Consider the following 24,471-nt stretch of genomic DNA (forward strand, 5'->3'; position numbering starts at 1 on the left):
GGTGGCCCGTCGTGGGTGGTGAACAGCCTCGGTCGGTCGCGTGGAACCGGCCGGATCACGCCGCGCGTCGCCTGCTCACCGGGCGCAACCGCGGCCGGGTCGGGGCGGTGGGTTCCGCCGGGCGCGAGCCGCCCTCCGTTCCGACGACGTCCGGCGAGTCCGGCAGCGGGTCCGCGACCCGCCCGCCGTCCGGATCGCGCCACCCCCGGTGCACCACCACCAGCAGCACCAGGCCGAGGAGCAGGATCGCGTGCGACGTGACCCGCTGCACCGTCGCCTGCCCGGCCACCAGGTCCTGCACCGAGAACACCCCCAGCACCACCACGAACCCCGCCACCACCGGCAGCATCCCGGTGGTGGCCCGAGGGCGCAGGGCCGTCCACAGCAAACCCAGCCCCAGCGCGAGGTTCCACGCGGTGCTCTCGTTGAACAGGTGACTGCCGCTCGCCCCGTGCACCCCGTGCCCGGCCGCCGCCGGGGCCGTGCCGGAGCCGAGCACCTGCGCCAGACCCAACGTGAGCTGCGCGACCGCGACCCCCGCCAACGCGGCACGGGGGTACCAGCCGCGCGTGGTCGCCTTCACCGGCGCTGCCGCGTCCAGCACCGCGGCGGCCAGGTCCGGCGTCGGCGTCGCCGGGCGCAGGCGCAGCGACCGGGTCAGCGCCGCCGCCTCGTCCTGCCACGCCCGGCACGCGGCGCAGCCGTCCAGGTGCGCGTCGGTGTCGCCGGCGGGCACCGGCTCCGGTTCGCCGTCCAGCCGCGCCGACAGGGCCTCCCGGCAGGTCTCGCAGTCCACGGTCCTATTGTCGGCCAAGTGGGCGCGGAAGTTCCCGTTCCGGGTGCACCAGCCTGGTCGACTGTGCCGATTTCACGCGGTGACGACGACACGGTCACCACGTGGGCGTTGGCCGCCCGGTCCGGTGACCGTGCCGCACTGGAGCGCTTCACCCGCGCCACCCAGCGCGAGGTGTGGCGCCTGGTGGCCCACCTGACCGACCCTGGCCGTGCCGACGACCTGGCCAAAGAGGTCTACTTGCGGGCGCTGCGCAGCTGAGCGGGCGGGGTCCGAGGACCGACGAGGGCTTGCTGGTGCGTTCGCGGTGTCCGCTGCGTGTCGGTCGCTGTTCGCTGCGCGTCGGTGCTGGGTGGTGCTCCGTGCTGGGTGGTGCTCCGCACTTCGTGATCTGTGCTGGATGGTGCTCCGTGCTCCGTGCTCCGTGCTCCGTGCTCCGTGCCCGGTGCTGGGTGGTGCTGCGTGCTCGGTGGTGCGTCGCATCGCCGATGCGGATAGTGCGTGGGTGCTGGAGGTTCCTGGGCGGGGCCTTGATCTGCCTGGAGGTGCAAGCCCTGCCTGAGCGCGGCGTTCTGTTTCAGGCAATGAAAAATCTCGCGGATTGGTGCCCGGATCGCAAGCAGTTCAGCCGATGTGGTGACCCCGGCCGGGACAGGCGGCCCGGCCGGGGTGTTGGGTTGCTGCGGGTAAGAACAACTGACGTTCGTTGATCACCCGGTCGGGCTGGTGATCACCTGGTAGTGGTTGGCCAGGTGGGCAGGACGCGCCACTTCGCGGCTCGGTAGCTGCCGTCGGCCGCGGTGGTGTGGCCGACGACGGTGCCGAAGTTGTTCAGCGCCACGGGCACGCTGTACGCCCCGCCCAGGGTGCCCAGCTCCACGACCCGGCCGTGCCGCCACAGGAACGCCTGCCGCTGCCCCGACGCCGAGCTCCAGCCGACGATGTCACCGGAGTCGCTGATCGCGAGAGCCTCGGCCGGCCCCGGAACGTCCAGCACCACCTGACGGCCGCCGCGCCACACGGTCGCGCGCTTGGTGCCCGTCGCGTCCTGGGTCCAGCCCACGATGTCACCGCGTTCGTTGATCGCCTGCGGATTCGCCGCCACCCCACCGACCCCACCGGGCAGCACGGTCACCCCTTCGCCTTCCCACCGCAGGGGCTGGTTGTCGCGCGTGCCGACCACGACGCCGGACTCGTTGGCCGCCGACACCGCGTACCGCCCGGTACCGGGCACGGACGGCAGCCGCCCGCACGAGGCCTCGCGGCAGCGGAACGCATGGCTGTCGGTGCCGAACATCGGCAGGTGCGAGCCCGCCACCAGGCCCGCGTCGTTGATCACGGAGATCGTCAGGTGCGGACCGCCGGCCAGTTGCAGGCCCTGCTGACGACCGTCCTTCCAGAGGGACGCGGCCTCCTGGTGGTAGCCGTACGGGGACGTCGAGTACGTCATCGGCACCGCGCCGGCGGAGTTGATCGCGGTGGCGCTCACCCAGCCCGAACCCGACGGTGCGATGTCGGTGGTGGTGCCGTTGTGCCAGATCCTGGGGTGCTGCACGTACGTGCCGCTGCCGCTCAGGTACTCCAGGCCGAGCACCTGGCCGCGCCGGTTGATCGCGGTGGCGTTGCCGCGGCCGAGGTCGGTGGTCTTGCCGCGGTGCCACAGCACGGCGTGCTGCGGGCCGTTGCCGGAACTCGAGCCGGCGACCTGGCCGAAGTCGTTCACGCCGGCCACGCTCGCGGTCTGGCCGGGCAGTGCGGGCAGTTCGGTGACCGACACGCGGTCGGCGGCGTGCGCGGTCGGCGCGGCCGACAGTGGCAGGGCCACGGCCAGCAGCAGGGGAACCAGCAGGCGGGACTGGGGCATGGTCGCTCCGATGCGGAAGACGTTGGCGGCCCTGGTCAGGACGTTATCCGCGATGGGGTGGCATCGGCGTCGGCCGGACAGCGGAATGATCGACGCGACCGGTGACTGGTCTGAACCGGACGGCCGAGTGAGTATGGTCCGACGCGCGCCGCAAGCCCGCGTTCGGCACGAGTCCGCCGTGGTCGGCGTTAGGCCGAACTTCCGCCGAAGAGCAACGGGATAGCACTCTGCGGTGTCTTAGTCACCGAGGGGAGTGGCGGCCGAAGAGGTGCAGCCCGGTGACTGGGGGAGAACTCCGATGACCCGCAGGAGGACACCACTCCTGGTCGCGGGCCTCGTGACGGCGGCTGCCATGACCGCCGTGACCGACTCCACGACCGCGACTGCGACTGCGAACACGACCGCGACCACGACCGCGAGCACGACTACGGCTGCGAACGCCCAACAGCGCACCGCGCAACCCGGCCCGGACGGCACGGTCATGCTGGTTACCGGCGACCAGGTCACGCTCTACCAGGGGGAAGTGCAGGTGCGGCCGGGCCGACCTGCTGTTCCGCCAGCTCCGCGACGAGCGGGGCGACCTGCACGTCGTGCCGTCCGACGCCGCCCCGGCGGTGCGCGAAGGGCGACTGGACGAGCGGCTGTTCGACGGACAAGCGCGGGTTCCGCGATCAGCTGGCGGGCGGGCCGCTTCCGTTGCGGCGCACCGAGTACTACTCGCCGGGCGTGGGCCGGCACGGCGCGTTCCTGCAGATGACGGCCCCGAACGCGTACCCCCCGGACACGTACCAGCAGACGGGGCAGGCACGGCGGTTCACGGCCGGTCGGACGGTTGCGGAGACGTGGAACCTGGCCGTGTACGGGCCGGCTTTCCCTTACATGCCAAGACCTGCCGAGTGGGCGGGGCGGCTGGGTGACCAGGTGCGGGTGTCGGTGCCGATGTTCACCGACCAGGACCCGCGCCGCTTCGGCTTCTCGCAGACCGTGAAGGCGCGGACCACCCTGCACCGTGACGGTGTGCTGGTGGGTGAGTCGCCGTCGGCGGGTTCCCTGCGGGGCACCGTGCCGGCGGGCAGGGGCGCCTTCAGGCTGCACACCCGGGCACAGCGGGCGGACGTGTCCGAGTTGTCCACTGATGTTTCCGCGACGCGGACGTTCGCCTCGGACACGGTGGCCGGTGAGACCGCGGTCGACCTGCCTCTGCTGGCCGTCCGGTTCGCGCTGCGGCTGGACGACCGGAACCGGGCGTCCGTTCGCGTTCCCGGTGTACGTGCAGCGCAACGGGGCGGTCGAACCGCGTGACGTGCGGACCACCGTGCAGGTGTCCTACGGCGACGGCGGCAGGTGGAAGCCGGTGCCCCTGGTCAAGCTCGGTGAACGCCGGGTGGCGGCGGTGTCGCACCCCGCCGGCGCGAAGCACGTGTCGCTACGGGCTTCCGCCGAGGACAAGGACGGGAACGCGGTCGAACAGACCATCATCCGCGCCTACGCCCTGAAGTAGTCCCCGCGACCCGTTGGGCCCGTCGTCACTGCGGGTCCAACGGGTTGGTCAACACCCGCTCGGGCCAGCCGGACCGCATCAGGTCGGCGGCGGCGCAACCGGGCTTCCGCTCGGCCTGGTCCTCGGCCTTCGCGAGGAAGGCGGGCGCGAAGCCCAGGCGCGGGAGGCGTTCCAGCAGCTCGGCCTTGAACTCCGGCGAGAACTCGTCCAGCCGCCGCCCCGACACGTCCGCGCTCACGGCCACCTGCAGCAGGTGGCTCTCCGGGTCCTCCCGCGCCTCCACGTCGTCCCGCATGTGCAGCACGATGATCTCGGCCAGCCTGTTCCGCCTCGCGACGGACCACCCCGCGCCGGTGGCGAAGACCCTCGCCAGGTGCGCGCCGGCCTCCTCGAAGGGCATGGTGTGGCTGTCGAACGGCGGCGTCAACGCCAGGTCGTGCAGCAGCGCGGCGACGTAGAGGAGTTCACCGTCGTAGTCGACCCTGGTGGCGGCACCGTAGGCAGCGGCCCACGAGTAGGCGCGCAGCGAGTGGTTGCGCAACCACGGCTCGGCGTACTCGTCGCACACCTCGAACGCGGCCCTGGCCGCCTTGCTGTCCGCTCCGGAGAAGAAGTCCACGACGACGAGCCTAGAACGCCGCGCGGACCCGCTCCACAACACCGCGCGGACCCGCTCCACAACACCGCGCGGACCCGCTCCACAACACCGCGCGGACCCGCTCCACAACACCGCGCGGACCCGCCACAACACCGCGCGGACCCGCCACAACACCGCCCTGCGCCGCTCCGACCCTGCGCCGCTCCGACCGGGGGGCGGTACCGGCCGGGGTCAGGTCGTGCGCAGGCGTTCCAGCCACGCGGCGAACGTCATCGTGCGGGTGGGCGGGGTCTCCAGGTCTTCGGCCAGGCTCCGCCAGCGTTCCTCGGAGGTGCCGCAGGCTTCGGCCACCAGGCAGGCGACCTGTTCGGCCTGTTCGGTGCTCTCCAGCACCCGGTAGGCGGGCAGCGCGCCGAGGATCTCCGGGGTGGTGAACCGGCAGCGGAGCAGGCCGTCGACCGTGGTGTCCCGTTGTGCCGCACGGGTTTTCAGGTGACGCAGGTGCGCCCGCAGCTCCGCCTCCGGATCGTCCAGTGTGGCCAGTTCGTCGTCGCTCGGCACCTCGATGTACTTCGGCAGTCGCTCCTCGGCCTCCTGGCGGATCCGCGTCAGGTGCTCGACGCACACGGTCCGCAGGTCGCCGTCCGCGCGGCGCAGGACGGCTTCGAGAGCGCGTTCGTCCAGGGCGGGCACCACGGCGATGAGGTCGGACCGGGACACCAGGGGGTTGCCGGTGAGTGCTTCCATCGCCGCGGCGCGCCAGGCGAACCACTTGTCCAGTTCGTCCGGTTCCTGCAAGCGGTAGTCGGACGGTCCGTTCGCCGCCGCGGCGACCGCCTGCGCCAGCAGGGGGGCGTCGGAGCTGAGTTCGGCGAGGGCGGCGATCTCCTCCCACTGCGGTCCGAGGTAGTCGTCCACCGGCGCCCAGCCGTCCGCCACGACCTCGTGCACCAGGCGCTCGAACGCTTCCGGCGCGAGCCGGCGCAGCCTCGGCCACCGGGCGGCGTGGCGGGCGGCGGTGCGCAGGCGTTCACCGGCGGCGAACTCCTCGCCGCGCAGCTCCTCGGTGAGGACCTCGGGCAGGCAGGCGAGGAGCACCTCGTCGGTCAGCTCCTCCGGGCGGGTGAGCAGGATGCGGCGGATCCGGGTGGCCTGCCCGCCGTCCCGGGCCAGGTCGACCCACAGGTCGGGGTGCCCTTCCATCAGGGACCACGCCACGTCGTTGCGGGCGGACCGCTCCCGGCCCAGCCGCTTGATCGTCTCGTGCTGCTCGATCTCGGTCAGCGAGGAGAACTCGGGGGTGGCGCCGCGCTCGACCAGCGCGGCCTCGACCAGCGCGACCCGGATCGCGTCCGGCATCCGCCCGGACACCTGCCGCGTCCACAGCTCGGCGGCCTGCCGGACGTCGGTCCAGTCCAGCAGCGCGGCCGACTCGACGGCCGCGGCCGGCCACCCGCGTGACCCGCAGTAGGCGACCAGGTCGGGCAGCGCGCCGTGCGCCTCGGTGGCCACCCGCACCAGGTCCGGTTCAGCCGGCCAGAGCGCCAGCAGGTCGACCACGAGGTAGGAGGGTGCTTCGTGCAGCAGGTGCCGGCGCAGTCCGTCTTCCACGTCGTCGCGTCGGGCCAGCTCCACCAGCAGGCTCGGCTGCACGCTCGCGACCGCGGTGACGACACCGCGCAGCTGGGCCTCGGACAGCGAGCGGGACCGGGTGAGCGCGGCGAGCAGAGCGGGTTTCACCATGCAACTCTGACACAGGTCGGCCCCGGATCACGTGAACCACAGCACCGCGCCCGCCACCAGGGCGAAGATCGCCACCACCGGGAGGGCGCCGCCGAACCGGGAGGTCAGCTCGTCGCCGTGGGGCGCGGTGTCGTGCAGGCGGCGGGCGATGGCGCCCAGTTCCGCCACCGGGCGCCCGCTCGGGGCGAGGGTGAAGCGGGCGCCCGAGTCGAGCTCCAGGACCAGCCGGTCGCCGTCGCGGCGGATCGAGGTCACCTCCGACCACGGCACGTGGTAGGTGCGCAGCCACGAGCGGACCGCGGCGTGGTGCTGGTGGAAGACGGCGGACGGCCGGCCGCGCACCCAGCCGGCGACCGCGCAGGTGCCGGCGGTCCACAGGGCGGTCAGCACCACCGGGCCGTTCAAGGTCGCCGCGCCGGCGGTGAGGAACACGGCGGCGGCGAACAGCCAGCGACCGGCCACCACGTCACGGCGGTGCGGCGGCACCGGGAACGGCAGCGGCGGGGTCTCCAGCGCCACCCCCAGCAACTCCTCGCCCGGGTCGTCGAAGCGGGGGAGCACCCGGTGGAACGGGCGCAGCGGGCGGTTGGGCAGCAGGACCCGGTCGGCGGTCACCAGGACCACCCAGCCGCCGTAGCTCAGGTCGCCCACCGCGAGCATCCGGTCGTCGTCGAACGCCCCGGTCACCGGGATCGAGCCGAACGGCGTGCCGTCGACCGTGTGCAGGACCGCGCGGCCCCGCGGGTCGGCCCGGACCAGGACCTCGACGGAGGCCGACGGGGTGGACCGCACGCGTTGCCACGCGCGCCGGCCGGCCACGTCGCGCATCCGCAGGAAGACGGCCATGCCCAGGGTCAGCGACATGACGGTCAGCGGGAACGTCACGTCCTCGGGTTCGGCCACCAGTTCCGCCCAGGAACCGTCGACCAGCACCGGCACGGACATGCCCACCGAGTACGACTCCGGGGCGAGCACGGCGAACGTCTGCCTGGACGACGGCAGCTCCACCGTCACGTCGAGATCGCCGACCGCGACCACCGTCGCGCTGACCGGCACGGCCGCCGCCGCGTGCTCGGCGAGGTCGGACGAGTCGACCACGTACTTCACCAGCGCCAGCCCGCCGACGACCAGCATCAGCAGCGCGGCCACCGTGCGGCCGGTGAACCGGACCGGTGCGGCGTGCGGGACCACGGTCGGGGTGCTGATCCGGCCGAACACCCGGTGCTGCTCCCGCCGGGCCTCCACCAGCCACAACGCCACCAGCGCGCACGCCAGGCCGTGCAGCCCGAAGGCCAGCCGGATGCCCTCGTGCGACTCGGACAGCACTTCCGCCAGCCCGAAACCGGCTCCCAGGGCGCAGCCGACCACGGGTTCGCGCCACAGCAGGAAAGGGGTGGCCAGCAGTGCCGCCGCGAACACCGACAGCCACGGGTCCGGGTAGCAGGGCGTGGCCGACGTGCAGCCGGTCGTGGTGGTGATGGAGTAACCGAAGGCCACCGCCCAGCCGACCACCAGCACGCCCTTGTAGACCCAGGCCGGTACTGCGTGCGCCTCCCAGCGGCGCAGGTCTTCGGTGGTGAACGGTCGACTCATACCGGAGATCCTCCGTCACGGGACGAGCCCGTCCGCCACCAGCCCCGCGTTCACGGGGCCCTCCCGGTGCGAGGCCGATCGGACCGGCCGCGCCGCGTCGCACGCGTCGTCGCCCGGCCCTGGCACCCGGCTCGCCCGCCCCGTCGTCCGGCCGCGGCTCCACCACCCCGCCACGAGTGTCGGCCGGATCGCCGACGCCCCACTCGGCACGCCACTGGTCCAGGTCCGGCGCGGGCGAGGTGGTGTGGGTCAGGAACTCGCTGACGTCCACCCCGATGCCGCCGGCCCCGATCACGGCCACCCGTTCGCCGACGACCTCGTCCCAGGTCTGCCCGTCCGGGACCAGGTCGAGCACGGACAGCCGGTAGATGATGACGAAGTCCGGCCCGGCCGCCTCCCGGCACCGCCGCACGACCTCCACCGCGGTCCGCCGCCGGTTCTCCGCGCTGCCGCCCCACCGGTCGGTGCGCCTGTTGGTGCGTGGCGCGAGGAACTGGTTGATGAAGTAGCCCTCGGAGCCCATGATCTCGATGCCGTCGTAGCCGGCCTCGCGGGCCGGCGCGGCACTGCGCGCGAACGCCTCGACCTGCGACCGCACACCCCGGTCCGACAGCGCACGCGGCCGGAACCTGCCGATCGGGGCCTTGATCGCGGACGCTGACAGCGGGTGGTAGGAGTACCGGCCCGCGTGCAGCAGCCGCACCGCGATCTTGCCGTCCGCCTCGTGCACGGCGTCGGTGATCACGCGGTGGTGGCGCGCCTCGCGATGGGTGGAGAGCTTGGAGGAGAACGGGTAGAACCAGCCCGCGCGATTGGGGGAGGAGCCGCCGGTGACCATCAGGCCGACGCCGCCGCGGGCGCGTTCGGCGAAGTACTCGGCGAGCGCGCCGAAGTCCTTGAAGCGGTCCTCGTTGCCGGTGTGCATCGAGCCCATCAGCACCCGGTTGCGCGGGGTGGTGAAGCCCAGGTCCAAGGGGCGCAACAGGTTCGGGTAGCCGGTCATCGCGGGTCGTCCTCTCGCAGCGCCGCCGGCACCTCGTCGCACCACTCGACCAGCCCCCGCTCGGCCCGGATGTGGTCGGTGCGGTCGGGGGTCGGTTTCAGCGGCGGCTGTCGATGAGCACCGCGAGGCCGTCCAGGATGCGCTCCAGGCCGAAGCTCCAGCCGTTGTCGCGCGCCGAGCCGTTGGTCGAGCCTTCCGCTTCGAGCAGTGCGGGGAACCGGTGGCTGTGGTCGCGGAGGATGTCGCGCAGGTGCTTCTCCGCCGTCCACGGCTGGGTGCCGGCCGTCGCCGCCGACTGCGTGTTGCGGATGTGGCCGCTGAGCAGGAACACCGCGTCCATCCGCTCGCTGCCGTCCAGCCCGGTGTCGGCCAGCGCGGCGACCGCCGACTCCGTCCACCCGACCTCGCGCGGACCGGTCAGCCGTTCGCCGGTCGTGGCGGCGGGCAGCCACGGGTGCCGATCCCAGGCCGCGCGCATCAGGTCGGCCCACCGCACGAGCCTCGGCCGCCACCCGCCCGGCACGGTCGTCAGGTCCGGCGGCTCGCCCACGGCCGACTCGATCATCACCGCGACCAGCTCCGCCTTGCTCGCCACGTGGCGGTAGAGCGCCATCTTGGTGACTTCCAGCTGCGCCGCGACGTGCTGCATCGACACGGCGGCCATGCCCTCGGCGTCGGCCACCTCGATCGCGGCGTCGGCGATGCGGTCCACGGTGAGCGCGAGCCTCTGCGGCCGCGCGGTCTTCCCGCGCGAACCCCACAACAGCTCCGCGCCCCGGCTCTCACCCATCCGCACACCGCTTCCGAAACAGGGGCTTGCACCCGTTGTCGAGCTGTGTCTAGGGTACACCTTGTGTCCGCCGGACACACAAGTTACCGCAGGACACGGCAGTGTCCGCCAGTGCCGACAGTGGGGGCCTCATGTCCGTCAAGATCTTCGTCAACCTGCCCGTGGCCGACCTCGCGAAGTCCATCGAGTTCTTCGGCACCCTGGGCTTCAAGCACAACCCGGAGTTCACCGACGAGAACGCCACGTGCATCGTCTTCGGCGACACCGTCTACGCGATGCTGCTGACCAAGCCCTACTTCAAGACGTTCGTCACCGACCGGGAGATCGTCGACAGCGACAAGGCGGTGGAGGCGATCCTGGCGCTGGGCGTGGACAGCCGCGCGGAGGTCGACGAGATCGTGGACAAGGCGCTGGCGGCGGGCGCTCGGTCGAGCAAGGAGCCGCAGGACCACGGCTTCATGTACTCGCGCGGGTTCGCCGACCTGGACGGCCACCTGTGGGAGCTGTTCTGGATGGACGAGTCCGCCCAGGGGTGAACCGGGGAGCACGGCGGCGGGCGGCCCACGGGAGCCACCCGCCGCCGTCGACCGCCTGACGGCCCGGGGCTCCGGTCGTGCGGTCGGGGTCCGGGTGGGAGTCAAGGTCGGAGTCCGGGTCGGCGGACGAGCCCGCCGCCCCGGTCAGAGCCGTTCGATGACGGTCGCGTTGGCCAGGCCGCCGGCCTCGCACATGGTCTGCAAGCCGTACCGCCCGCCGGTCTGCTCCAGCACGGACAGCAGCGTCGTCATCAGCCGTCCACCGCTGGCCCCGAGCGGGTGACCGATGGCCGTCGCGCCGCCGTTCACGTTGACCTTCGCCGGGTCCGCTCCGGTTTCCGCCAGCCAGGCCAGCACGACGCTGGTGAACGCCTCGTTGACCTCGAACGCGTCGATGTCCGAAAGGGACAGTCCGGCGCGGTCCAGCACCTTGCGGGTGGCCGGGATGACGCCGGTCAGCATGAGCAGCGGGTCGTCGCCGACGACGGCGAACGAGTGCAGCCGGGCGCGCGGCCGGAGGCCGAGCTTCGCAGCGGTCTCGCCGGACGTGATCAGCACGGCCGCCGCGCCGTCGTTGACGGGGGAGGAGTTGCCCGCCGTGATCCGCCAGTCCAGTTCGGGGAAGCGCTCCTGCCAGTGGTCGGCGCGGAACGCGGGGCGCAGGCCGGCCAGCACCTCGGGCGTGGTCGCCGGCCGGACGGACTCGTCGTGGTCGACGTCGACCGGTTCGCCGGCGGCGTTCGGTGCTTTCAGCGGGCTGACCTCGGCCGCGAACCGGCCTTCGGACCACGCGGTCGCGGCGCGGCGGTGGCTCTCGGCGGCGAACGCGTCCAGCTGCGTGCGGGGGAAACCCCAGCGCAGCGCGATGAGTTCGGCGCTGATGCCCTGCGGCACCAGGCCTTCCGGGTAGCGTCCGGCCGCACCCCGGCCGAGGAAGTCGCGGCCGGCGGTCTGGCTGCCGATCGGCACCCGGCTCATCGACTCCACGCCCGAGGCGATGACCACGTCGTACGCCCCGCCGAGCACGCCCTGCGCGGCGAAGTGGATCGCCTGCTGGCTGCTGCCGCACTGCCGGTCCACGGTCACCGCCGGCACCGACTCGGGCAGCCCCGCCGCGAGCGCCGCCCACCGCGCGGTGTTGGAGCTCTGCTCGCCGATCTGCCCGACCGCGCCGCTGATCACGTCGTCCACCAGCGCCGGGTCGATGCCGGTCCGCTCCACCAGGGACCGGATGGCGTGCGCGTGCAGGTCGACCGGGTGGACGCCGGACAGCGCTCCGCCGGGTTTGCCCTTGCCGACCGGCGTGCGCACCGCGTCGACGATCACCGCGTCCCTCATGGTCCCTCCTCGCATCGAAGCTGAAATCAAGGTCTACACCTGCTGAGTTGGATTTCACAACCCACTGTGACGCGTTGGGTGGACCTACGGACGTCGAGGCTGCGGCCGTTCGGCACCACCGCGACGACTCGGGGCTGACCGTCGTCCCGGCACCGTGCGTGCGATCGGATGCACCTGACGGGATTTCCGGCGCTCGACCCGTGCGGTCTCGGTCAGGATCCCGGAGGGGACGTGTGACGAACCTGCCCACACAGCAGCGGAACCACGGCATGGCCAAGGCCTTGCAGGCTGGGCGCGGGGCTGTTGGTGCATGCTCGTACCCGTGATCGATGACTTCGCGAAGGTGTACCTGCACAGCGACCTGCGGGAGATCCGTGAGGCGATGCTCCGGAAGCTCGACGGGCTGTCCGAGTACGACATCCGTCGCCCCCTCACCTCGACCGGAACCAACCTGCTCGGGCTGGTCAAGCACCTGTCGGTGTCGGAGTCCCGGTACTTCGGCGAGGTCTTCGATCGTCCGTTCCCCGAGCCCGTTCCCCGGTGGGACGATCTCGAACAGCGCGGTACCGACTTGTGGGCGACCGAGGACGAATCACGCGAGGAGATCATCGATCGCTACCGACGCGTCTGGGAACACTCCGACGCGACCATCGCTGCTCTCTCCATCGACTCGCCCGGCCACGTGCCCTGGTGGCCGCGTCCTGACGTGATGCTGTTCAACGTTCTGGTCCACGTGCTCACGGAGACCAGTCGGCACGCCGGGCACGCCGACATCCTGCGCGAGCAGTTGGACGGCGCGGTCGAGATGGACGCGGAAGGCATGGCCCGGCGGGGGCAGGATGCAGCCTTCTGGGAGGCCCGGCGGGTGGAAATCGAGCGGGCGGCCAGGGCAGCCGATCCGACCGCGTCCTGACAGGTTCGCCCGGCCATCCGATCGTGGCGGGGGCAGCACGGTCGGCCCGCTTCGTCGATCATGACTCGACCTTGGTGCGAGGCCGGGGAAAGGGGAAGTTTCCAGCCGACTGCGGAGCCGTGAACAGGCAGGATAGGGGCATGACGGTACGCGGCGAGTGGCGTATGGACCCTGTCCTGCACAGTGCGCTCGCGTATCTCGCGGGGCTGTTGCTCCTCGTCGGCGCGGGCGGCCTGCTCCTCACCATGGAGGAGGAGGTCGGCGGCGAGGAGTTGATGTGTGGCAGCGCGGTCACCGGACTGCACGGCTCCATCACCTATGACCCGCACGGGGAGCGGGCAGCGGAGGTGCCGGTGCACAAGGCCGTCTGCGAGAAGGCGATCAGCACCAGACGGGCCTGGGCGTGGCCGGTGACGGTGCTCGGGGTGTTGATGACGTTGGGACTCGTGTTGGCGGTGCCGTTCGTCCACCCGCAGCCCACGTGGTGGTCCGACAAGCCTCCCTGGGGCGGGCATCGATGAACGGTTAGCCGCGTCTTCCGGTGGGCACTACTCGGGCACGAAGGAGGTGCCGGATGACCACACCCGAGCCGGACGAGCGCCAGCTGGAGCGCACGCAGCAGCTCATCGACGAGGCCGACGCCATCGCGCGGGACCTGCGGCAGACCACGCCGGACCCGTTTCCGGAGTCGGAGGAGGCGGAGGAGCACTGACCCTGCGGGGTCCGACCGTCCGGGGGACACCGGAGAACTCCCGCCAAGAACCCGGACGGCGTTCCCGCTCCTGGATCGAGGTGCTGCTGCGCACCCAGGGAGGTGGTCACCGGCGGCCGGCAACCCGGCGACGGCCGCCCCCAAGGCACCATCGGCTCAAGCCGGACGAAGCACCCCGTGACGTCTCGTGACACCGATGACGCCCGGGGTGCGATTCGACAGGTGACGTCCGGCAGGTGTCGCCCGGGGGAGTCAGCCCCGTTGCTCAGGTCCCGGGTACTGCCCGCGCGACCGCTCCACCGCCGTTGTCGCCACACCCAGCACGACCATCGCCGCCCCCAGCCCGAAGTGCAGCCAGTTGTCCGCCGCGTTCACCGGCAACGGCCCGCCTTCGTGGATGATCGAGCCGTAGACCCACAGCAGCAGGTAAAGCCCACCGCCGACCACCAGGAACATGCGAGACGGCCCGCGCCGCGCCGACGCGAGCACACCCAGCACCCCGAACAGCAGGTGCACGAGGTTGTGCAACGCCGACACCGCGAACACGCCGAACAGCAACGCGTGCGAATGCGGCCCGGCGAACGCCAGGTCACCAGAGGTCGCGCCGGGGATGAACCCCAGCACGCCGACCGCCAGGAATGCCACACCGACCAGCAGCGCGGCGGCCTGCACCGGACGCCGACCGGTGCGGATGGTCGTATTCGCCATCGTCCGTCCTTCCCTTGCCCCGGTGATCGGGTACCCGTAGGGGTGGTGGGAAACCCGGTCTTGTCGCCCATCCGGGTGAAACTGATCGGGATCTGCTCCAACGAGCGACGGCCCTGCGGACGTCGTGCCGATGTGCCGAAAGGCCGCAGGTGGCACACGGGTGTGCCGGAGGGACCGCGGATGCCGGATAGGACGAAGCGCCGCAACACCGCCCACCTGCCCGAGTCCGCCATCAGCGCCCGAGACCGCTCAACGGTGGCACGCGCCTGACCCGGTGACCGTCCCGGTCGACGTCCAGTGCCGTGCCCTGGGACGTCGACCGGGTGGTCAGCGTGGCGATGGCTCAGTTCGTCACGTCGCGGGCAGGATCTCGACGTACCCGTCGGTGCCGTTCACGCGGATCCGCTGCCCGTCCTGGATCGAGCGCGTGGCGTGTTCCACCCCGACGACGGCCGGCAGGCCGTATTCCCGTGCGATCACGGCACCGTGGGTCATCAGGCCCCCGACCTCCGTCACCAGGCCCTTGACCGCGACGAACAGGGGCGACCAACTGGGGTCCGTGTGAGCCGTGACCAGGATGTCGCCCGGTTCGAGATCGGCCTCTGCCAGGTCCAGGATGACCCGTGCCCGTCCTTCGACGGTCCCGGCGGAAACCGGCAGGCCGACCAGCGCACCGGCCGGCAGGTCGTCGCGTCGGTACGCTCCGGCGACGGCCTCGCCGTCCGACGTGAGCACCCGGGGCGGCGTGAGCGCTTGGTACGACCCGAACTCCTCCTTGCGCCGACGGATGAGCTCGCCGTCGACCTGGTTCGTGCGCACGACTTCCTGAAGTTCCTGGAACCTCAGGAAGAAGATGTCCTCCACCTCGCCGAGCACGTCGGCCCGGACGAGGCGCTCGGCCTCGCCCAGCAGAGCCTGCTTGTAGACGAAGTAGCGGCTGACCATGCCGTACTTCGGGTACTCCCGGTACCCGGCGAACGTCCGGACGCGATCGATGTTCCGTTTGGTCTCCTCGGCCTTCCGCTCCCCGTCCGGCAGGGCCCGCAAGCGCTCCAGCAGTTCCTGTTCCTTCTTCCACGCCTCCTGCCGCCCCTGCTCGAAGCGGCGTCCGCCGGCGCCCGGCTCGGAGTTCCTGATGTTGGTGAGGAGCATGGGCAGGAGCGTGCTGGGGCGTTCGCTCCAGCGCGGCCTCGTGATGTCGATCTCGCCGACGCAGCGCATGCCGTACCTGTCGAGGTAGGCCCGGATGGCGTCGCGTGCCTCCCGCCCGCCCGTGAGCCCGTCCAGCTCGTCCAGGAAGCCATCGTCCTCGACGTCGTGCAGGAAGGCGACGACTTCCGGGTACGGGCGGATCACGTCCGCGACGTCGAGGAGCGCCAGCCCCATCTCCGAGGTGACGTTGTGGGGGACGGACTGCGTGAGGGTGTCGGCCGCGTTCTTCTCGCCCAACCACTCCTGCAGTCGCTCGTTGAGCCACCACGTCGTCTGCATCCCGGCCATGATCGCCTGGTGGCTCTGCGGATCGAACAGGATCCGTCGCAGTTCCTGGATGTCCGACAGGATGAAGTCGAGCAGTTCGGGTCCGGACTTCGCCCGGATCTCTCCCTTCAACGCGGCAACGGAAGCCTCGCCGCGCCCGATCAGCTCGGTGACGATGGCCGGATCGGTCTCGATCGTGGCCGGCGCGACGCCCGGCACCTGCTCGCCGGGACCGTCGTCCGGGAGCGTCGGGAGGAAGCCGTCGCGTTCGACGATGGTCCGCAGCGCGTCCCCGATCAGCGGATCGGACTTCCCCACGGCGCCCATGAGGTCGACCCGGCTCGCGGGCGACGCCAGCATCCGGGTGACGTCGACGAACAACCTCCCACCGGCCTCGGCCATGGGCCGGGGTGTGGTGAGTTGCCACAGCGAGAGCCCCAGGGGCTTCATGGGGTCGGTCATCATCTGCTGGTGACCGACGGAGACGTAGACGTGGTTCTCCCCGTCGCCGGTCTCGGGCACGGGGAACAGCGTGGTGATCGGCCGGCTCTGGACGACCTGGAAGCCGTCGTCGACCAGGCACCACTCGATGTCCTGGGGACGGCCGAAGTGCGCCTCGATCCGTCGACCCAGTCGCACGAGCCGCACGACCTGCTCGTCCGTCAGCGCCGGCTGCTCCTGCCGCGCGGGCTCGATCGCCTGTTCCCGCGTTCCCCCTCCCGACACGGCGCGGATGGCGAGCTTCTTGGCGGCGACCGCCTTGGCGACGACCTCGTCGTCCCGCACCTGGTAGCTGTCGGCGTTCACCAGGCCGGAGACCAGGGCCTCGCCGAGGCCGAAGCCGGCCTCCACGGAGGCGACCTTCCGGTTGGACGTGACGGGGTCGGCGGTGAACAGGACGCCGGCCGCGTGCGGGAAGACCATCTGCTGCACGACCACGGCCATGTGGACCTTGCGGTGGTCGAAGCCGTTGCGCAGCCGGTAGGTCACGGCCCGCTCGGTGAACAGCGAGGCCCAGCACCGGCTGATGTGCCGGAGGACCGCCGTCGGCCCCACCACGTTCAGGTAGGTGTCCTGCTGGCCCGCGAAGGAGGCCGCCGGCAGGTCCTCCGCCGTCGCGCTCGACCGGACGGCGCAGGCGGTCCGCTCGCCGAGCCCGGCGAGTGCGTCGGTGATCGCCGCCGCCACGTCGTCGGGGACGACGATCCCTTCGAGGGTGTCTCGAATCTCCGCGCTGCGCGTGCTGATCGCCTCCCGGTCGTCCGGTTCCAGGCGCGACAACCGATCCAGCCGATCGCCGATGGACGGCGCGTCCTCCATGATCCGCCGGAAGGCGTCCGTCGTCACGCAGAACCCGGCCGGCACGCGGATGCCTTCGATCCGCGAAAGCTCCCCCAGGTGCGCGCCCTTGCCGCCGACCACAGCGACCTGCGTCCGGTCGACCTCCTGAAGACCGAGCACGTAGCTGCCCACCCGTTCACCCTCCCCGTCCGCCCCATCGGGCCTGTCTCGCTCCTCTTCCGCCCCCCGACCCTCGGGACCGGGCTTATTCGCCTGTGGTGACAGCTTGTTGATGGAGTCCTCATTTCCGCAGGTTCCGGCTTCGGCCGGTGATTCTGCGGTACGACCGGGGTCTTGCCGCAAGACCCCCTCTCTGCTATATGTTGAAAGTGGCAGGAATGGTCGGCCTCTTTGCCGTGCCGTCGATCACCGGGTCCAACCCCGGGAAGCGGTGCTCAGCCGCCCGGCCTGGTCCGCCGCAGTGCTTTGGTCCGCCGCAGTGACCCGGTCCGCGGGCTGAACCGCTCCACGGCGTCCTTCAGGGAACACCCGAACCCGTCGCGGACTGCCTTGATCGTCTCTCCACGGTGACGGGCACGTCCGGCACGTCGCGGACCGGGGCACCGCCACCGGACGGTTCAGCCTGCCGGCGGCGGGGCTCCGGACGAGCCCCGCCGCCGGTGCCGGCTCAGAACTGCAGGTACCAGCTGTTCAGCGTGCCGACGTCCTGCGGGCCCGCGTCGCGGACGCGCAGCTTCCAGACGCCGTTGGCGGCCTCGCCGGAGGCGTCGACCGTGTAGGTCGTCACGAGGTTGTCGGCGCTGTCGCTGCTGGAGTTCTTCACCCGGAACGCCGTGCCGTCCGGCGCCACCAGGTCGATCACCAGGTCGCCCCGGTAGGTGTGGGTGATGTCGACGCCCAGGACCAGCGCCGAGGGCGCGTTGCCGGCGACGCCGGAGACGGTGATCGGGCTCTCCACCGTGGCCTGGTCCGGCAGGGCCAGGTCGTCGGTGTTCTCGAACTTCGACGCCGGCGGGGTGCCGACGCCGGCCAGCGTCCACAGCGAGTACGCGATGGCGTCGCTCATCCGGTCCAGCGAGGTGGTCTCCAGGTTGGCGGTCGTGTCGCACGAGCGGTGGTAGCACCGGTCGAACGCGACACCCGCCGAGCCGCCCCACTTCGACGCCTGCGCGGAGGTCTTGATGGTCTCCGCGCCGGTGAACAGGCCGCCGACCGGGATGCCCGCGCGGGCGAACGCCGCGTGGTCGGACCGTCCGCCGACCGAGGTCAGCTCGGTCGCCACGACGCCGCTGAACGCCGCCTGCAGCGTCTGCTGGAGCTGGGCCGAGCCGGTGGGCTGGCCGCTGGCGCTGTAGACGAAGTAGCCGGGGTTGGGCGAGCCGATCATGTCGAAGTTCAGGTAGCCCTTGATCCGCGACTTCTCGGCGGCCGGCAGCTGGGCGACGTAGTAGTTGGAGCCGATCAGGCCCAGCTCCTCCGCGCCCCACCAGCCGAACCGCAGGTGCTTCTGCGGCTTGAGGTTCTCCCGCGCCACGGTCAGCGCGACCTCCAGGATGCCCGCCGACCCGGTGCCGTTGTCGTTGATGCCCGGGCCCGCGGCCACGCTGTCCAGGTGGCCGCCGAACATCAGGGTGTTGTTCACGTCGCCGCCCGGCCAGTCGGCGATCAGGTTGTACCCGGTGGCGCCGCTGTGCGTGAACTGCTGGACGGACGTCGTGTAGCCCACCGCGTCGAGCTTCGCCTTGACGTAGTCGATCGACGCCCGGTAGCCCGGCCGGCCGTGCGCCCGGTTGCCGCCGTTGCTGTTGGCGATCGTCTGGAAGCTGTTGAGGTGGGCCTGGACGTTGGCCAGCGAGATGTCCGGCACGGCCAGGGTGCCGGCCGGGGCCGCGGTGACCACGGGTGGGCTCAGCAGGGCCGCGGCGAGCAGGAGTGCGCTCGCCAACGGTGTCGTCCGCTTCAGGGACATGGCTGCCTCCGCAGGGTTAGGGATAGCCACGATGAGCCTGCGGGCTGGGACCATCCGGCGGTAGCGACGTTCGTTGTGGCACGTTCGGACGCAAAAACGACATCTCTGTTTATTCCATGACTTCAGTGCAGACTGGAATAAAATCCCGGCGGTACGCCGGAAGGCTGGACGCACGCACGTGACCAGGCACTACGCTGCGGAACGTGACCCCTGTCCGGAACACCCTGCTCGCCCTGTGCGCCGTGCTCGTCGTCGGCGCGTGCAGCGGCACCCCCGCCCCGACGACCCCGACGAACTCGTCCGGTGCCTCGCCGACCGCCGGCACGGCCGCTGCCGACGAGACGGCGGCGGTCCGCACGGCGTTCGAGGACTACAAGAAGGCCGCCCTCGCGAAGGACGGTGCCGCCACGGTGAACCTGCTCTCCGCCGGCATGCACCGCTTCTACGACGAGAGCCGCGTGCTCGCCCTCACCGGGGGCGCGGACAAGGTGGGCGCCCTCCCGCCGTCCAGCGCGTTCGTGGTCTACGCCCTGCGCGCCGAGTTCGACGCCGCCACCCTGCGCGCCGCGTCACCGGCCGACCTGGTGAAGTCGGCCGTGGAGAAGAACCTCGTCGGGGAGAACGCCCGGAGCGCGGAGCTGGGCGAGATCACCGTGAACGGCGACGCCGCGACCGCGCTGATGGTCATGCAGGGCAAGCAGACCGACATCGAGCTGCCGTTCGCCAAGGAGGGCGGCCGGTGGCGGATGGACCCGCGTCCGCTCCTCGCGCACGCCGACGACGCGCTGCGCGATGCCGCCAAGCAGCGGGGCGTGGCCGTCGAGGAGATGTTGGACGGCGTGCTGGCGCAGCGGTACGGGGCCGAGCGGGTGCCCGCGTTGAAGAAGCCGCTGGAGGGCTGACGTCGGACGTGCCGGCCGCCGTGCGCCGGGCCGCTTCAGTCCGGGTTGGCGTGCACCGGATGCTTCGGGGCGGCGAGGGGTCGCGGGCGGTGGTTCGCCTCTGCCTCGTAGCGGAGGCGTTCGGCCGCCAGGAAGCAGCGGTTCAGGCCGGTGCGCACGTCGAGGGCGTTGATGCCGGTCTTGAGCACGTAGAACAGGCCGATGTTCACCAGCGCCACCGACAGGGCGTACACGTAGGTGTCCTTGAGCGTGCCGTTCATGATCAGGTAGGCGAAGACCCACACCGTCACGCTGTACAGGGTGACCGTCGGTCCCCACTGCCGGAACGCGTCGAGACCGATGATCTTCTGGTGCTCCGGCGGCACGGTGCTGAGCTCGGCTGCCCGGGCCAGCGCGAGGTACCGGGTCGCGAACGCCGCGCACAGCACGTTGGAGAACACGACCCCGGAGTAGCCGATGGCGGTGCTGAGCGGCCAGTCCCGCACGTCGACCAGGTTCACCCAGAGGATCAGCCACGACGCCCACGGCGCCATGGCCCGGATCGCGATCTCCGCCGCGATCCGCAGCGGTGCCCCCGGCAACGCGGATGACCTCGCCACCAGCGTGGTGACACCGCTCAGGATGTTCTGGTAGTAGCGGACCGACGCCAGCGCGAAGCTCAGGCCGATGATGCGGGCGGGGAGGTTCTCCCACACCAACCCCAGTTTGTAGTCCGGTACGCGCAGGTCGTCGACGAGGGGGATGACCCCCGGCGGCACGTCCCAGGGGCGCAGCACCAGCTGCACCGGCGGGCCGAGCACGTCGATGCCGATGTCGCGCAGGAACCACAGGACGCAGACCGTGGTACTGGTGAAGTAGCTCAGCGACGACACCACCGAGAAGAACAGCAGCCACCGCGCGTGCATCGACCTCCGCGGATCGGCGAGCACCCCCTGCTGCTTGCGCATTCGGTAGATGCGCCGTCGTCGCTTGGGTTCGCGGGACGCCGGGAACAGCGTCCGCACGGTCTCGGTCACGGTGTGCCGGTCGTAGGGGATGGCGCGCGGGCGCAGGTCGGGGTCGTCCACCAGCGCGGCCTGGGTGACGTCGAGTTCCTGTTCCAGCACCTGCCGCAGGTAGTGGTAGACGTCGGCGTCGTCGATCGGGACCGGGAAGACCAGCAGTCGGCGGTCGGGGCGCACGTCGATCAGGTCCTCGACGACGCGGGCGATCAGCGGTGCCTGGCCGTAGAAGCGGTCCGGGATGGTGTCGTCGCGGTTCGCGCCGACGTCGCCGAGTGCGATCAGGATGTGGCCGAGGGAGTACAGGTCGGCCTTGGCCACGTCCTCGGAGTTGGCGCGCACCTCCGGCGCGACGTACGCGCTCTGCGCGGTGCGCGGGCCCGCGAACGCCCCGCTGTAGAGGTAGTTGCGGCCGAAGTCCACGAAGGTCAGGTCGTAGGCCCGGCCGTCGCGGTCGGGGACGCGGCGGTGCACGATGACGTTGGTCGGCGACAGGTCCTCGTGGCGCTTGCCGGACCGGTGCAGTTCGGCCAACGCGGTCAGCAGGGGCAGGCCGACCTTGCGGATCAGGTCCAGCCGCACGTTCCCGGCCGGTGACGGCTGCCGTCGCCGGAAGCGGCCGACCACCGGGAGGGCGGCTTCCCGCTTGAGCTCGTCGATCTCCTCCGCGAGGGTGCGGCCCTCCGCGAAGTCCATGAGGATCCAGTTGTCCGTGCTCGCCCAGACGCGGACCATGTGGCCGACTGTCCGCCCGCTCGCGTCGAGCGAGTTGTGGTCGGTCTCGTAGGAGCGGGTCTTCGCCGCGATCACCGGGATGTCGGCGTACGGGAAGAGCACGCACTTGAGGGCGAACTCGGTGTGCCGCGCGGTCACCTGGCCGGGCTTCCCGCGCAGCAGGAACGACGTCGACCCGTGCCGGTGGAACTCGAACCGCGCGTCCCGCACGACCGCCCACTCGCTGCCGACGTGGTGTTCGGCGGTGCGGGCCGGCGAGTACAGCTCGACGAGGGCGCGCCGCACCGAGTCGTCCTGGACCAGGGGGTGGCACACGCCCTGGCAGTCGTGGGCCTCCTGGGCCGCGCCGGCGTCGGACTGCGCCATGGTGGTCAGCGTGATCAGCAGGACCGACAGGTACCCGAACACCTCGGACTCGTGCCGCTGGTGACCGCCCGCGCGACGGGTCTTGAAGCTGCGGCACCAACCGGTCAGCGCCGCGATGGCGGTCGCGCGCTCGACGCCCGCCTCGAGCTGGAACGACAGCTTGTCGAGCGGAATCCGCACCAGGACCTGCCGCCACTCGGCCGCGCTGCCGCACAGCTCGTGGATCTCGCGCAGCGCCCGGCTCTCCGAGTCGTGTCGCCCGAGGCGCAGGACGTGGCGCAGCACGTGGCGCAGGACATCGGCACCCGTGGGCTCGGTGCGGATGTCGGTCATGTGGGGCCCTCCGCGTCGGACCTCGGCGGGTACACCGTGAGCCGGGGCACGACGACGACGTCCTTGCCTTCGAGCACCTCGTGCGCCAGCCGGTACGCCGACCGCGCGCCGTCGAGGAGCTTGCCCCGGTCGACCTCGTGCCGTTTGACCTCGGGTGTGCCGGGGAGCGGCGCGAGGTCGAGGATCGCGGGTTCGCCCGGGTGCAGCCGGCTGCGGGCGAGGCGAGGTCGGTCCTGGAGGCGGTAGTCGTCCATCGAGGTGATGAAGCCCGTGCCCAGGCCCGGACGCAGCCGCTCCAGGTGCCGGGCGACCAGGCGGTTGATCAGCGGCGTGCCGGCCTGGGAGGGGGCGATCGGCCTGGTACTCAACGAGAGGACGTGCGTGCAGCCGTCCAGCACGGCCGCGCGGAAGGGGTGGAACCGCAGCACGCCGCCGTCGATCGCGCGCTGCCCCCGGAAGTCGGTGGTGCCCCGGATCGCCAGGGGCAGCCATGTGCTCGCGCGCAACGCCGACCGCAGGTCTTCGGGCGAGTGGAACTCGTGCACGTCGAGGGTGCGCAGCTCGTCGACGATGGTGACCATGACGTGCAGACGCTGCGGTGCCGCGATGATGGCGGCGTAGTCCAAGGGTTTGCGGACGGCCAGGACTTCTTCGAACACGTACTCCAGGTTCATCGGACCCGCGCCGCGGAACACCCGCCGGAAGTCCAGGAACACGCCGGTGGTCAGGTCGTCGAAGTAGATGGACAACGGGAACCAGGTCCGCCGCGTGATGAAGTACGCCCCGTTCACCGCGCCCGACGAGCACGTGTACACGTCGTCGAAGCTGTCGGCGAAACCCATGTCCTCCAGCGCGCTGAGCATCGCGCCCGAGACCACCCCGCGCAGGCCGCCGCCCTCGATGGCGAGTCCGACTTTGAACCCGTCCGACCGCCGGCCGGGTTTACTGCCGCCGGCCCGGCGCCGGTGCAATACGTCGCGCACCGGGTGGTCCGCCGACCAATGCGATTCCGCGTGGGTTGTACTCGGATCCGCGTCATGTGCACCGGGTAGAGCCGTGCGCCACCTGCGCACACTGCTTGGCCACGCCATGGGACAACGCCTCCGAAAGAAGGGTCAACGTGGCCACGGTAGCCGATCACCGCGTCGGATGATGCGGGTTCGAGTCCGGTCGACGTCCAATCAATTCGAGGTGGAATCAGGCGTCGAATATCGGCGATTGCGAGGCTTCCTCGGGGTGGGCTGGTGAATGCGGCCGATCGAATTCATCACGTGACGTGATTCGAGAGCGGACTTGAGAGGCGGGGCACTAGCCGCGCCGTTCGCGGGCCCGTCGCTTGCCTTCGTGCATCGCGACGACCCGTGCCACCGGGATCCCGCGGCCTTCCTCGACCAGGTCCGCGGGCAGGGTCTGGGGCGCGGGCAGCCGTTCGGCCCACGGGTCGGTGTCGCCCAGCAGGTCGAGCGCGGTGCGGAGGGTGAAGTCGCGCGGCGTGATCCGGTCCAGGTCGTCCCAGGCGACCGGGAACGACACGGGTGCGCCGGGGCGGATGCGCGGGCTGTACGCGGCCACCACGGTCGCCCCGTACGCGCGCGTGGAGTCCAGGAACACCTTCCCCTCGCGTTCCTCGCGGATGTACGCGGTGGTCGCGATGGCCGGGTCCAGCCGCTCCGCCCGTGCCGCGAGCGCGCGGGTGGCCGCCGCCGCGTCGTCGTCACTGGCGGAGATGGGCACGAAGACGTGCAATCCCTTGGCGCCGCTGGTCTTCACCGCGCCGCCGAGCCCGCAGTCGGCCAGTGCCCGCTGGACCAGGCGCGCCGCGCCGACGACGGACGCGAACTTCTCGCCTTCCGGCGGGTCCAGGTCGAGCACGAGGTAGGAGGGCCGCTGCCGGTCGTCGGCCCGGGGCAGTGTCACGTGGTACTCGACGGCCCGCTGGTTGGCGAACCACAGCAGCGTGCGCCGGTCGTCGCAGAGGGCGTAGTTGATCCGCCTCTTGGACGCCTCGGCCCACACCTGCGTGGTCCGCACCCACTCGGGCGTGTACTTGGGGAGGTTCTTCTGCATGAACGGCTCCTGGCCGGGCCGCACCCGCACCACGGACAACGGCCGGCCGGTCAACCCCGGCAGGATCCGCTCCCGGACCCCGTCGAGGTAGTCCACCAGGTCCCGCTTGGTGGCCTCGGCGCCGTCGAACAACGGCTGGTCGAGATTGGTCAACGACACGCCGTCGCGTTCTTCCGCAGCACCCACTCCCACACCCTCCCCGGTCGGCGACGGGTCGGCAAGTGC

General features: G+C 71.4%; 21 protein-coding genes and 1 pseudogene. 8 read left to right on the forward strand and 14 right to left on the reverse strand.

From position 1 onward, the window contains the following. Positions 1 to 55: 55 nt before the first annotated feature. Positions 56 to 796 carry a zf-HC2 domain-containing protein gene (locus tag FHS29_RS18210; RefSeq protein WP_184691891.1) on the reverse strand — a complete coding sequence of 247 codons (741 nt, stop codon included), beginning with the start codon at positions 794 to 796 and terminating at the stop codon, positions 56 to 58. Between the two features lie 63 nt (positions 797 to 859). Between FHS29_RS18210 and FHS29_RS18215 the strand changes: the two genes are divergently transcribed. After that, a complete protein-coding gene (locus FHS29_RS18215) occupies positions 860 to 1,054 on the forward strand; it encodes a hypothetical protein (RefSeq protein WP_221456208.1) in 195 nt (64 codons plus the stop codon). Positions 1,055 to 1,523: 469 nt separating this feature from the next. Here the strand turns inward: FHS29_RS18215 and FHS29_RS18220 are convergent, their stop codons facing one another. After that, positions 1,524 to 2,657, reverse strand: coding sequence for a hypothetical protein (locus FHS29_RS18220; RefSeq protein ID WP_184691893.1), 1,134 nt, complete (start codon positions 2,655 to 2,657; stop codon positions 1,524 to 1,526). 696 nt (positions 2,658 to 3,353) lie between these two features. Between FHS29_RS18220 and FHS29_RS36890 the strand changes: the two genes are divergently transcribed. Both FHS29_RS36890 and FHS29_RS18225 read left to right on the forward strand, forming a co-directional pair. Next, positions 3,354 to 3,959 (forward strand): hypothetical protein, encoded by a 606-nt coding sequence (locus FHS29_RS36890; protein WP_246440437.1) that lies wholly within the window; start codon positions 3,354 to 3,356, stop codon positions 3,957 to 3,959. Position 3,960: 1 nt separating this feature from the next. Continuing rightward, positions 3,961 to 4,158: a hypothetical protein gene (locus FHS29_RS18225; protein ID WP_246440438.1), complete on the forward strand. Its 198-nt coding sequence runs from the start codon at positions 3,961 to 3,963 to the stop codon at positions 4,156 to 4,158. A 25-nt stretch (positions 4,159 to 4,183) separates the two neighbouring features. Here the strand turns inward: FHS29_RS18225 and FHS29_RS18230 are convergent, their stop codons facing one another. From FHS29_RS18230 to FHS29_RS18250, 5 genes and pseudogenes are all read right to left on the reverse strand, one after another. Beyond that, a complete protein-coding gene (locus FHS29_RS18230) occupies positions 4,184 to 4,777 on the reverse strand; it encodes an HD domain-containing protein (RefSeq protein ID WP_312864973.1) in 594 nt (197 codons plus the stop codon). A 210-nt stretch (positions 4,778 to 4,987) separates the two neighbouring features. Further along, positions 4,988 to 6,496: a hypothetical protein gene (locus FHS29_RS18235; protein WP_184691895.1), complete on the reverse strand. Its 1,509-nt coding sequence runs from the start codon at positions 6,494 to 6,496 to the stop codon at positions 4,988 to 4,990. A gap of 30 nt (positions 6,497 to 6,526) precedes the next feature. Then, positions 6,527 to 8,092, reverse strand: a complete 1,566-nt coding sequence (locus FHS29_RS18240; RefSeq protein WP_184691896.1) for a PH domain-containing protein — start codon at positions 8,090 to 8,092, stop codon at positions 6,527 to 6,529. A gap of 235 nt (positions 8,093 to 8,327) precedes the next feature. Next, positions 8,328 to 9,095: pseudogene (locus FHS29_RS18245) on the reverse strand (oxidoreductase); the annotation flags it as partial. Positions 9,096 to 9,192: 97 nt separating this feature from the next. After that, positions 9,193 to 9,885 carry a TetR/AcrR family transcriptional regulator gene (locus FHS29_RS18250; RefSeq protein ID WP_184691898.1) on the reverse strand — a complete coding sequence of 231 codons (693 nt, stop codon included), beginning with the start codon at positions 9,883 to 9,885 and terminating at the stop codon, positions 9,193 to 9,195. Between the two features lie 131 nt (positions 9,886 to 10,016). Between FHS29_RS18250 and FHS29_RS18255 the strand changes: the two genes are divergently transcribed. Next, positions 10,017 to 10,421: a VOC family protein gene (locus FHS29_RS18255; RefSeq protein ID WP_184691900.1), complete on the forward strand. Its 405-nt coding sequence runs from the start codon at positions 10,017 to 10,019 to the stop codon at positions 10,419 to 10,421. A gap of 144 nt (positions 10,422 to 10,565) precedes the next feature. On the opposite strand, the gene FHS29_RS18260 is transcribed toward FHS29_RS18255, so the two are convergent. Further along, a complete protein-coding gene (locus FHS29_RS18260; RefSeq protein WP_184691902.1) occupies positions 10,566 to 11,759 on the reverse strand; it encodes a thiolase family protein in 1,194 nt (397 codons plus the stop codon). A 310-nt stretch (positions 11,760 to 12,069) separates the two neighbouring features. On the opposite strand from FHS29_RS18260, the gene FHS29_RS18265 reads away from it, so the two are divergent. From FHS29_RS18265 to FHS29_RS18275, 3 genes are all read left to right on the forward strand, one after another. Beyond that, positions 12,070 to 12,672: a DinB family protein gene (locus FHS29_RS18265; protein WP_184691904.1), complete on the forward strand. Its 603-nt coding sequence runs from the start codon at positions 12,070 to 12,072 to the stop codon at positions 12,670 to 12,672. 164 nt (positions 12,673 to 12,836) lie between these two features. Next, a complete protein-coding gene (locus FHS29_RS18270) occupies positions 12,837 to 13,193 on the forward strand; it encodes a hypothetical protein (RefSeq protein WP_221456209.1) in 357 nt (118 codons plus the stop codon). A 53-nt stretch (positions 13,194 to 13,246) separates the two neighbouring features. Continuing rightward, positions 13,247 to 13,384: a hypothetical protein gene (locus tag FHS29_RS18275; RefSeq protein ID WP_184691908.1), complete on the forward strand. Its 138-nt coding sequence runs from the start codon at positions 13,247 to 13,249 to the stop codon at positions 13,382 to 13,384. A 252-nt stretch (positions 13,385 to 13,636) separates the two neighbouring features. Here the strand turns inward: FHS29_RS18275 and FHS29_RS18280 are convergent, their stop codons facing one another. The 3 genes from FHS29_RS18280 to FHS29_RS18290 all read right to left on the reverse strand — a co-directional run bounded on the left by FHS29_RS18280 (position 13,637) and on the right by FHS29_RS18290 (position 18,842). Continuing rightward, positions 13,637 to 14,092, reverse strand: a complete 456-nt coding sequence (locus tag FHS29_RS18280; protein WP_184691910.1) for a DUF4383 domain-containing protein — start codon at positions 14,090 to 14,092, stop codon at positions 13,637 to 13,639. A gap of 351 nt (positions 14,093 to 14,443) precedes the next feature. Further along, entirely contained in the window at positions 14,444 to 17,044 is a 2,601-nt protein-coding gene (gene rph / locus FHS29_RS18285) for a rifamycin-inactivating phosphotransferase (RefSeq protein WP_184691911.1), read from the reverse strand. 496 nt (positions 17,045 to 17,540) lie between these two features. Continuing rightward, a complete protein-coding gene (locus FHS29_RS18290) occupies positions 17,541 to 18,842 on the reverse strand; it encodes a M28 family metallopeptidase (protein ID WP_184691913.1) in 1,302 nt (433 codons plus the stop codon). 203 nt (positions 18,843 to 19,045) lie between these two features. On the opposite strand from FHS29_RS18290, the gene FHS29_RS18295 reads away from it, so the two are divergent. Beyond that, positions 19,046 to 19,744, forward strand: coding sequence for a hypothetical protein (locus tag FHS29_RS18295; RefSeq protein WP_184691915.1), 699 nt, complete (start codon positions 19,046 to 19,048; stop codon positions 19,742 to 19,744). Positions 19,745 to 19,779: 35 nt separating this feature from the next. On the opposite strand, the gene FHS29_RS18300 is transcribed toward FHS29_RS18295, so the two are convergent. From FHS29_RS18300 to FHS29_RS18310, 3 genes are all read right to left on the reverse strand, one after another. Further along, a complete protein-coding gene (locus FHS29_RS18300) occupies positions 19,780 to 22,179 on the reverse strand; it encodes a protein kinase domain-containing protein (protein ID WP_184691917.1) in 2,400 nt (799 codons plus the stop codon). Further along, entirely contained in the window at positions 22,176 to 23,162 is a 987-nt protein-coding gene (locus tag FHS29_RS18305) for a patatin-like phospholipase family protein (RefSeq protein ID WP_184691919.1), read from the reverse strand. The genes FHS29_RS18300 and FHS29_RS18305 overlap by 4 nt, the downstream gene beginning before the upstream one ends. A gap of 325 nt (positions 23,163 to 23,487) precedes the next feature. Continuing rightward, positions 23,488 to 24,432: a DNA polymerase domain-containing protein gene (locus FHS29_RS18310; RefSeq protein ID WP_184691920.1), complete on the reverse strand. Its 945-nt coding sequence runs from the start codon at positions 24,430 to 24,432 to the stop codon at positions 23,488 to 23,490. Positions 24,433 to 24,471 lie beyond the last annotated feature (39 nt).

It is taken from the genome of Saccharothrix tamanrassetensis, assembly GCF_014203665.1.
In the GTDB taxonomy this organism is placed as follows: Bacteria; Actinomycetota; Actinomycetes; order Mycobacteriales; family Pseudonocardiaceae; genus Actinosynnema; species Actinosynnema tamanrassetense.

Coding starts and splice junctions, on each gene's coding strand:
- FHS29_RS18220 (WP_184691893.1), bottom strand. CDS start 2,657: ATGCCCCAGTCCCGCCTGCTGGTTCCCCTGCTGCTGGCCGTGGCCCTG.
- FHS29_RS18240 (WP_184691896.1), bottom strand. CDS start 8,092: ATGAGTCGACCGTTCACCACCGAAGACCTGCGCCGCTGGGAGGCGCAC.
- FHS29_RS18250 (WP_184691898.1), bottom strand. CDS start 9,885: ATGGGTGAGAGCCGGGGCGCGGAGCTGTTGTGGGGTTCGCGCGGGAAG.
- FHS29_RS18255 (WP_184691900.1), top strand. CDS start 10,017: ATGTCCGTCAAGATCTTCGTCAACCTGCCCGTGGCCGACCTCGCGAAG.
- FHS29_RS18260 (WP_184691902.1), bottom strand. CDS start 11,759: ATGAGGGACGCGGTGATCGTCGACGCGGTGCGCACGCCGGTCGGCAAG.
- FHS29_RS18265 (WP_184691904.1), top strand. CDS start 12,070: ATGCTCGTACCCGTGATCGATGACTTCGCGAAGGTGTACCTGCACAGC.
- FHS29_RS18270 (WP_221456209.1), top strand. CDS start 12,837: ATGGACCCTGTCCTGCACAGTGCGCTCGCGTATCTCGCGGGGCTGTTG.
- FHS29_RS18275 (WP_184691908.1), top strand. CDS start 13,247: ATGACCACACCCGAGCCGGACGAGCGCCAGCTGGAGCGCACGCAGCAG.
- FHS29_RS18280 (WP_184691910.1), bottom strand. CDS start 14,092: ATGGCGAATACGACCATCCGCACCGGTCGGCGTCCGGTGCAGGCCGCC.
- FHS29_RS18290 (WP_184691913.1), bottom strand. CDS start 18,842: ATGTCCCTGAAGCGGACGACACCGTTGGCGAGCGCACTCCTGCTCGCC.
- FHS29_RS18300 (WP_184691917.1), bottom strand. CDS start 22,179: ATGACCGACATCCGCACCGAGCCCACGGGTGCCGATGTCCTGCGCCAC.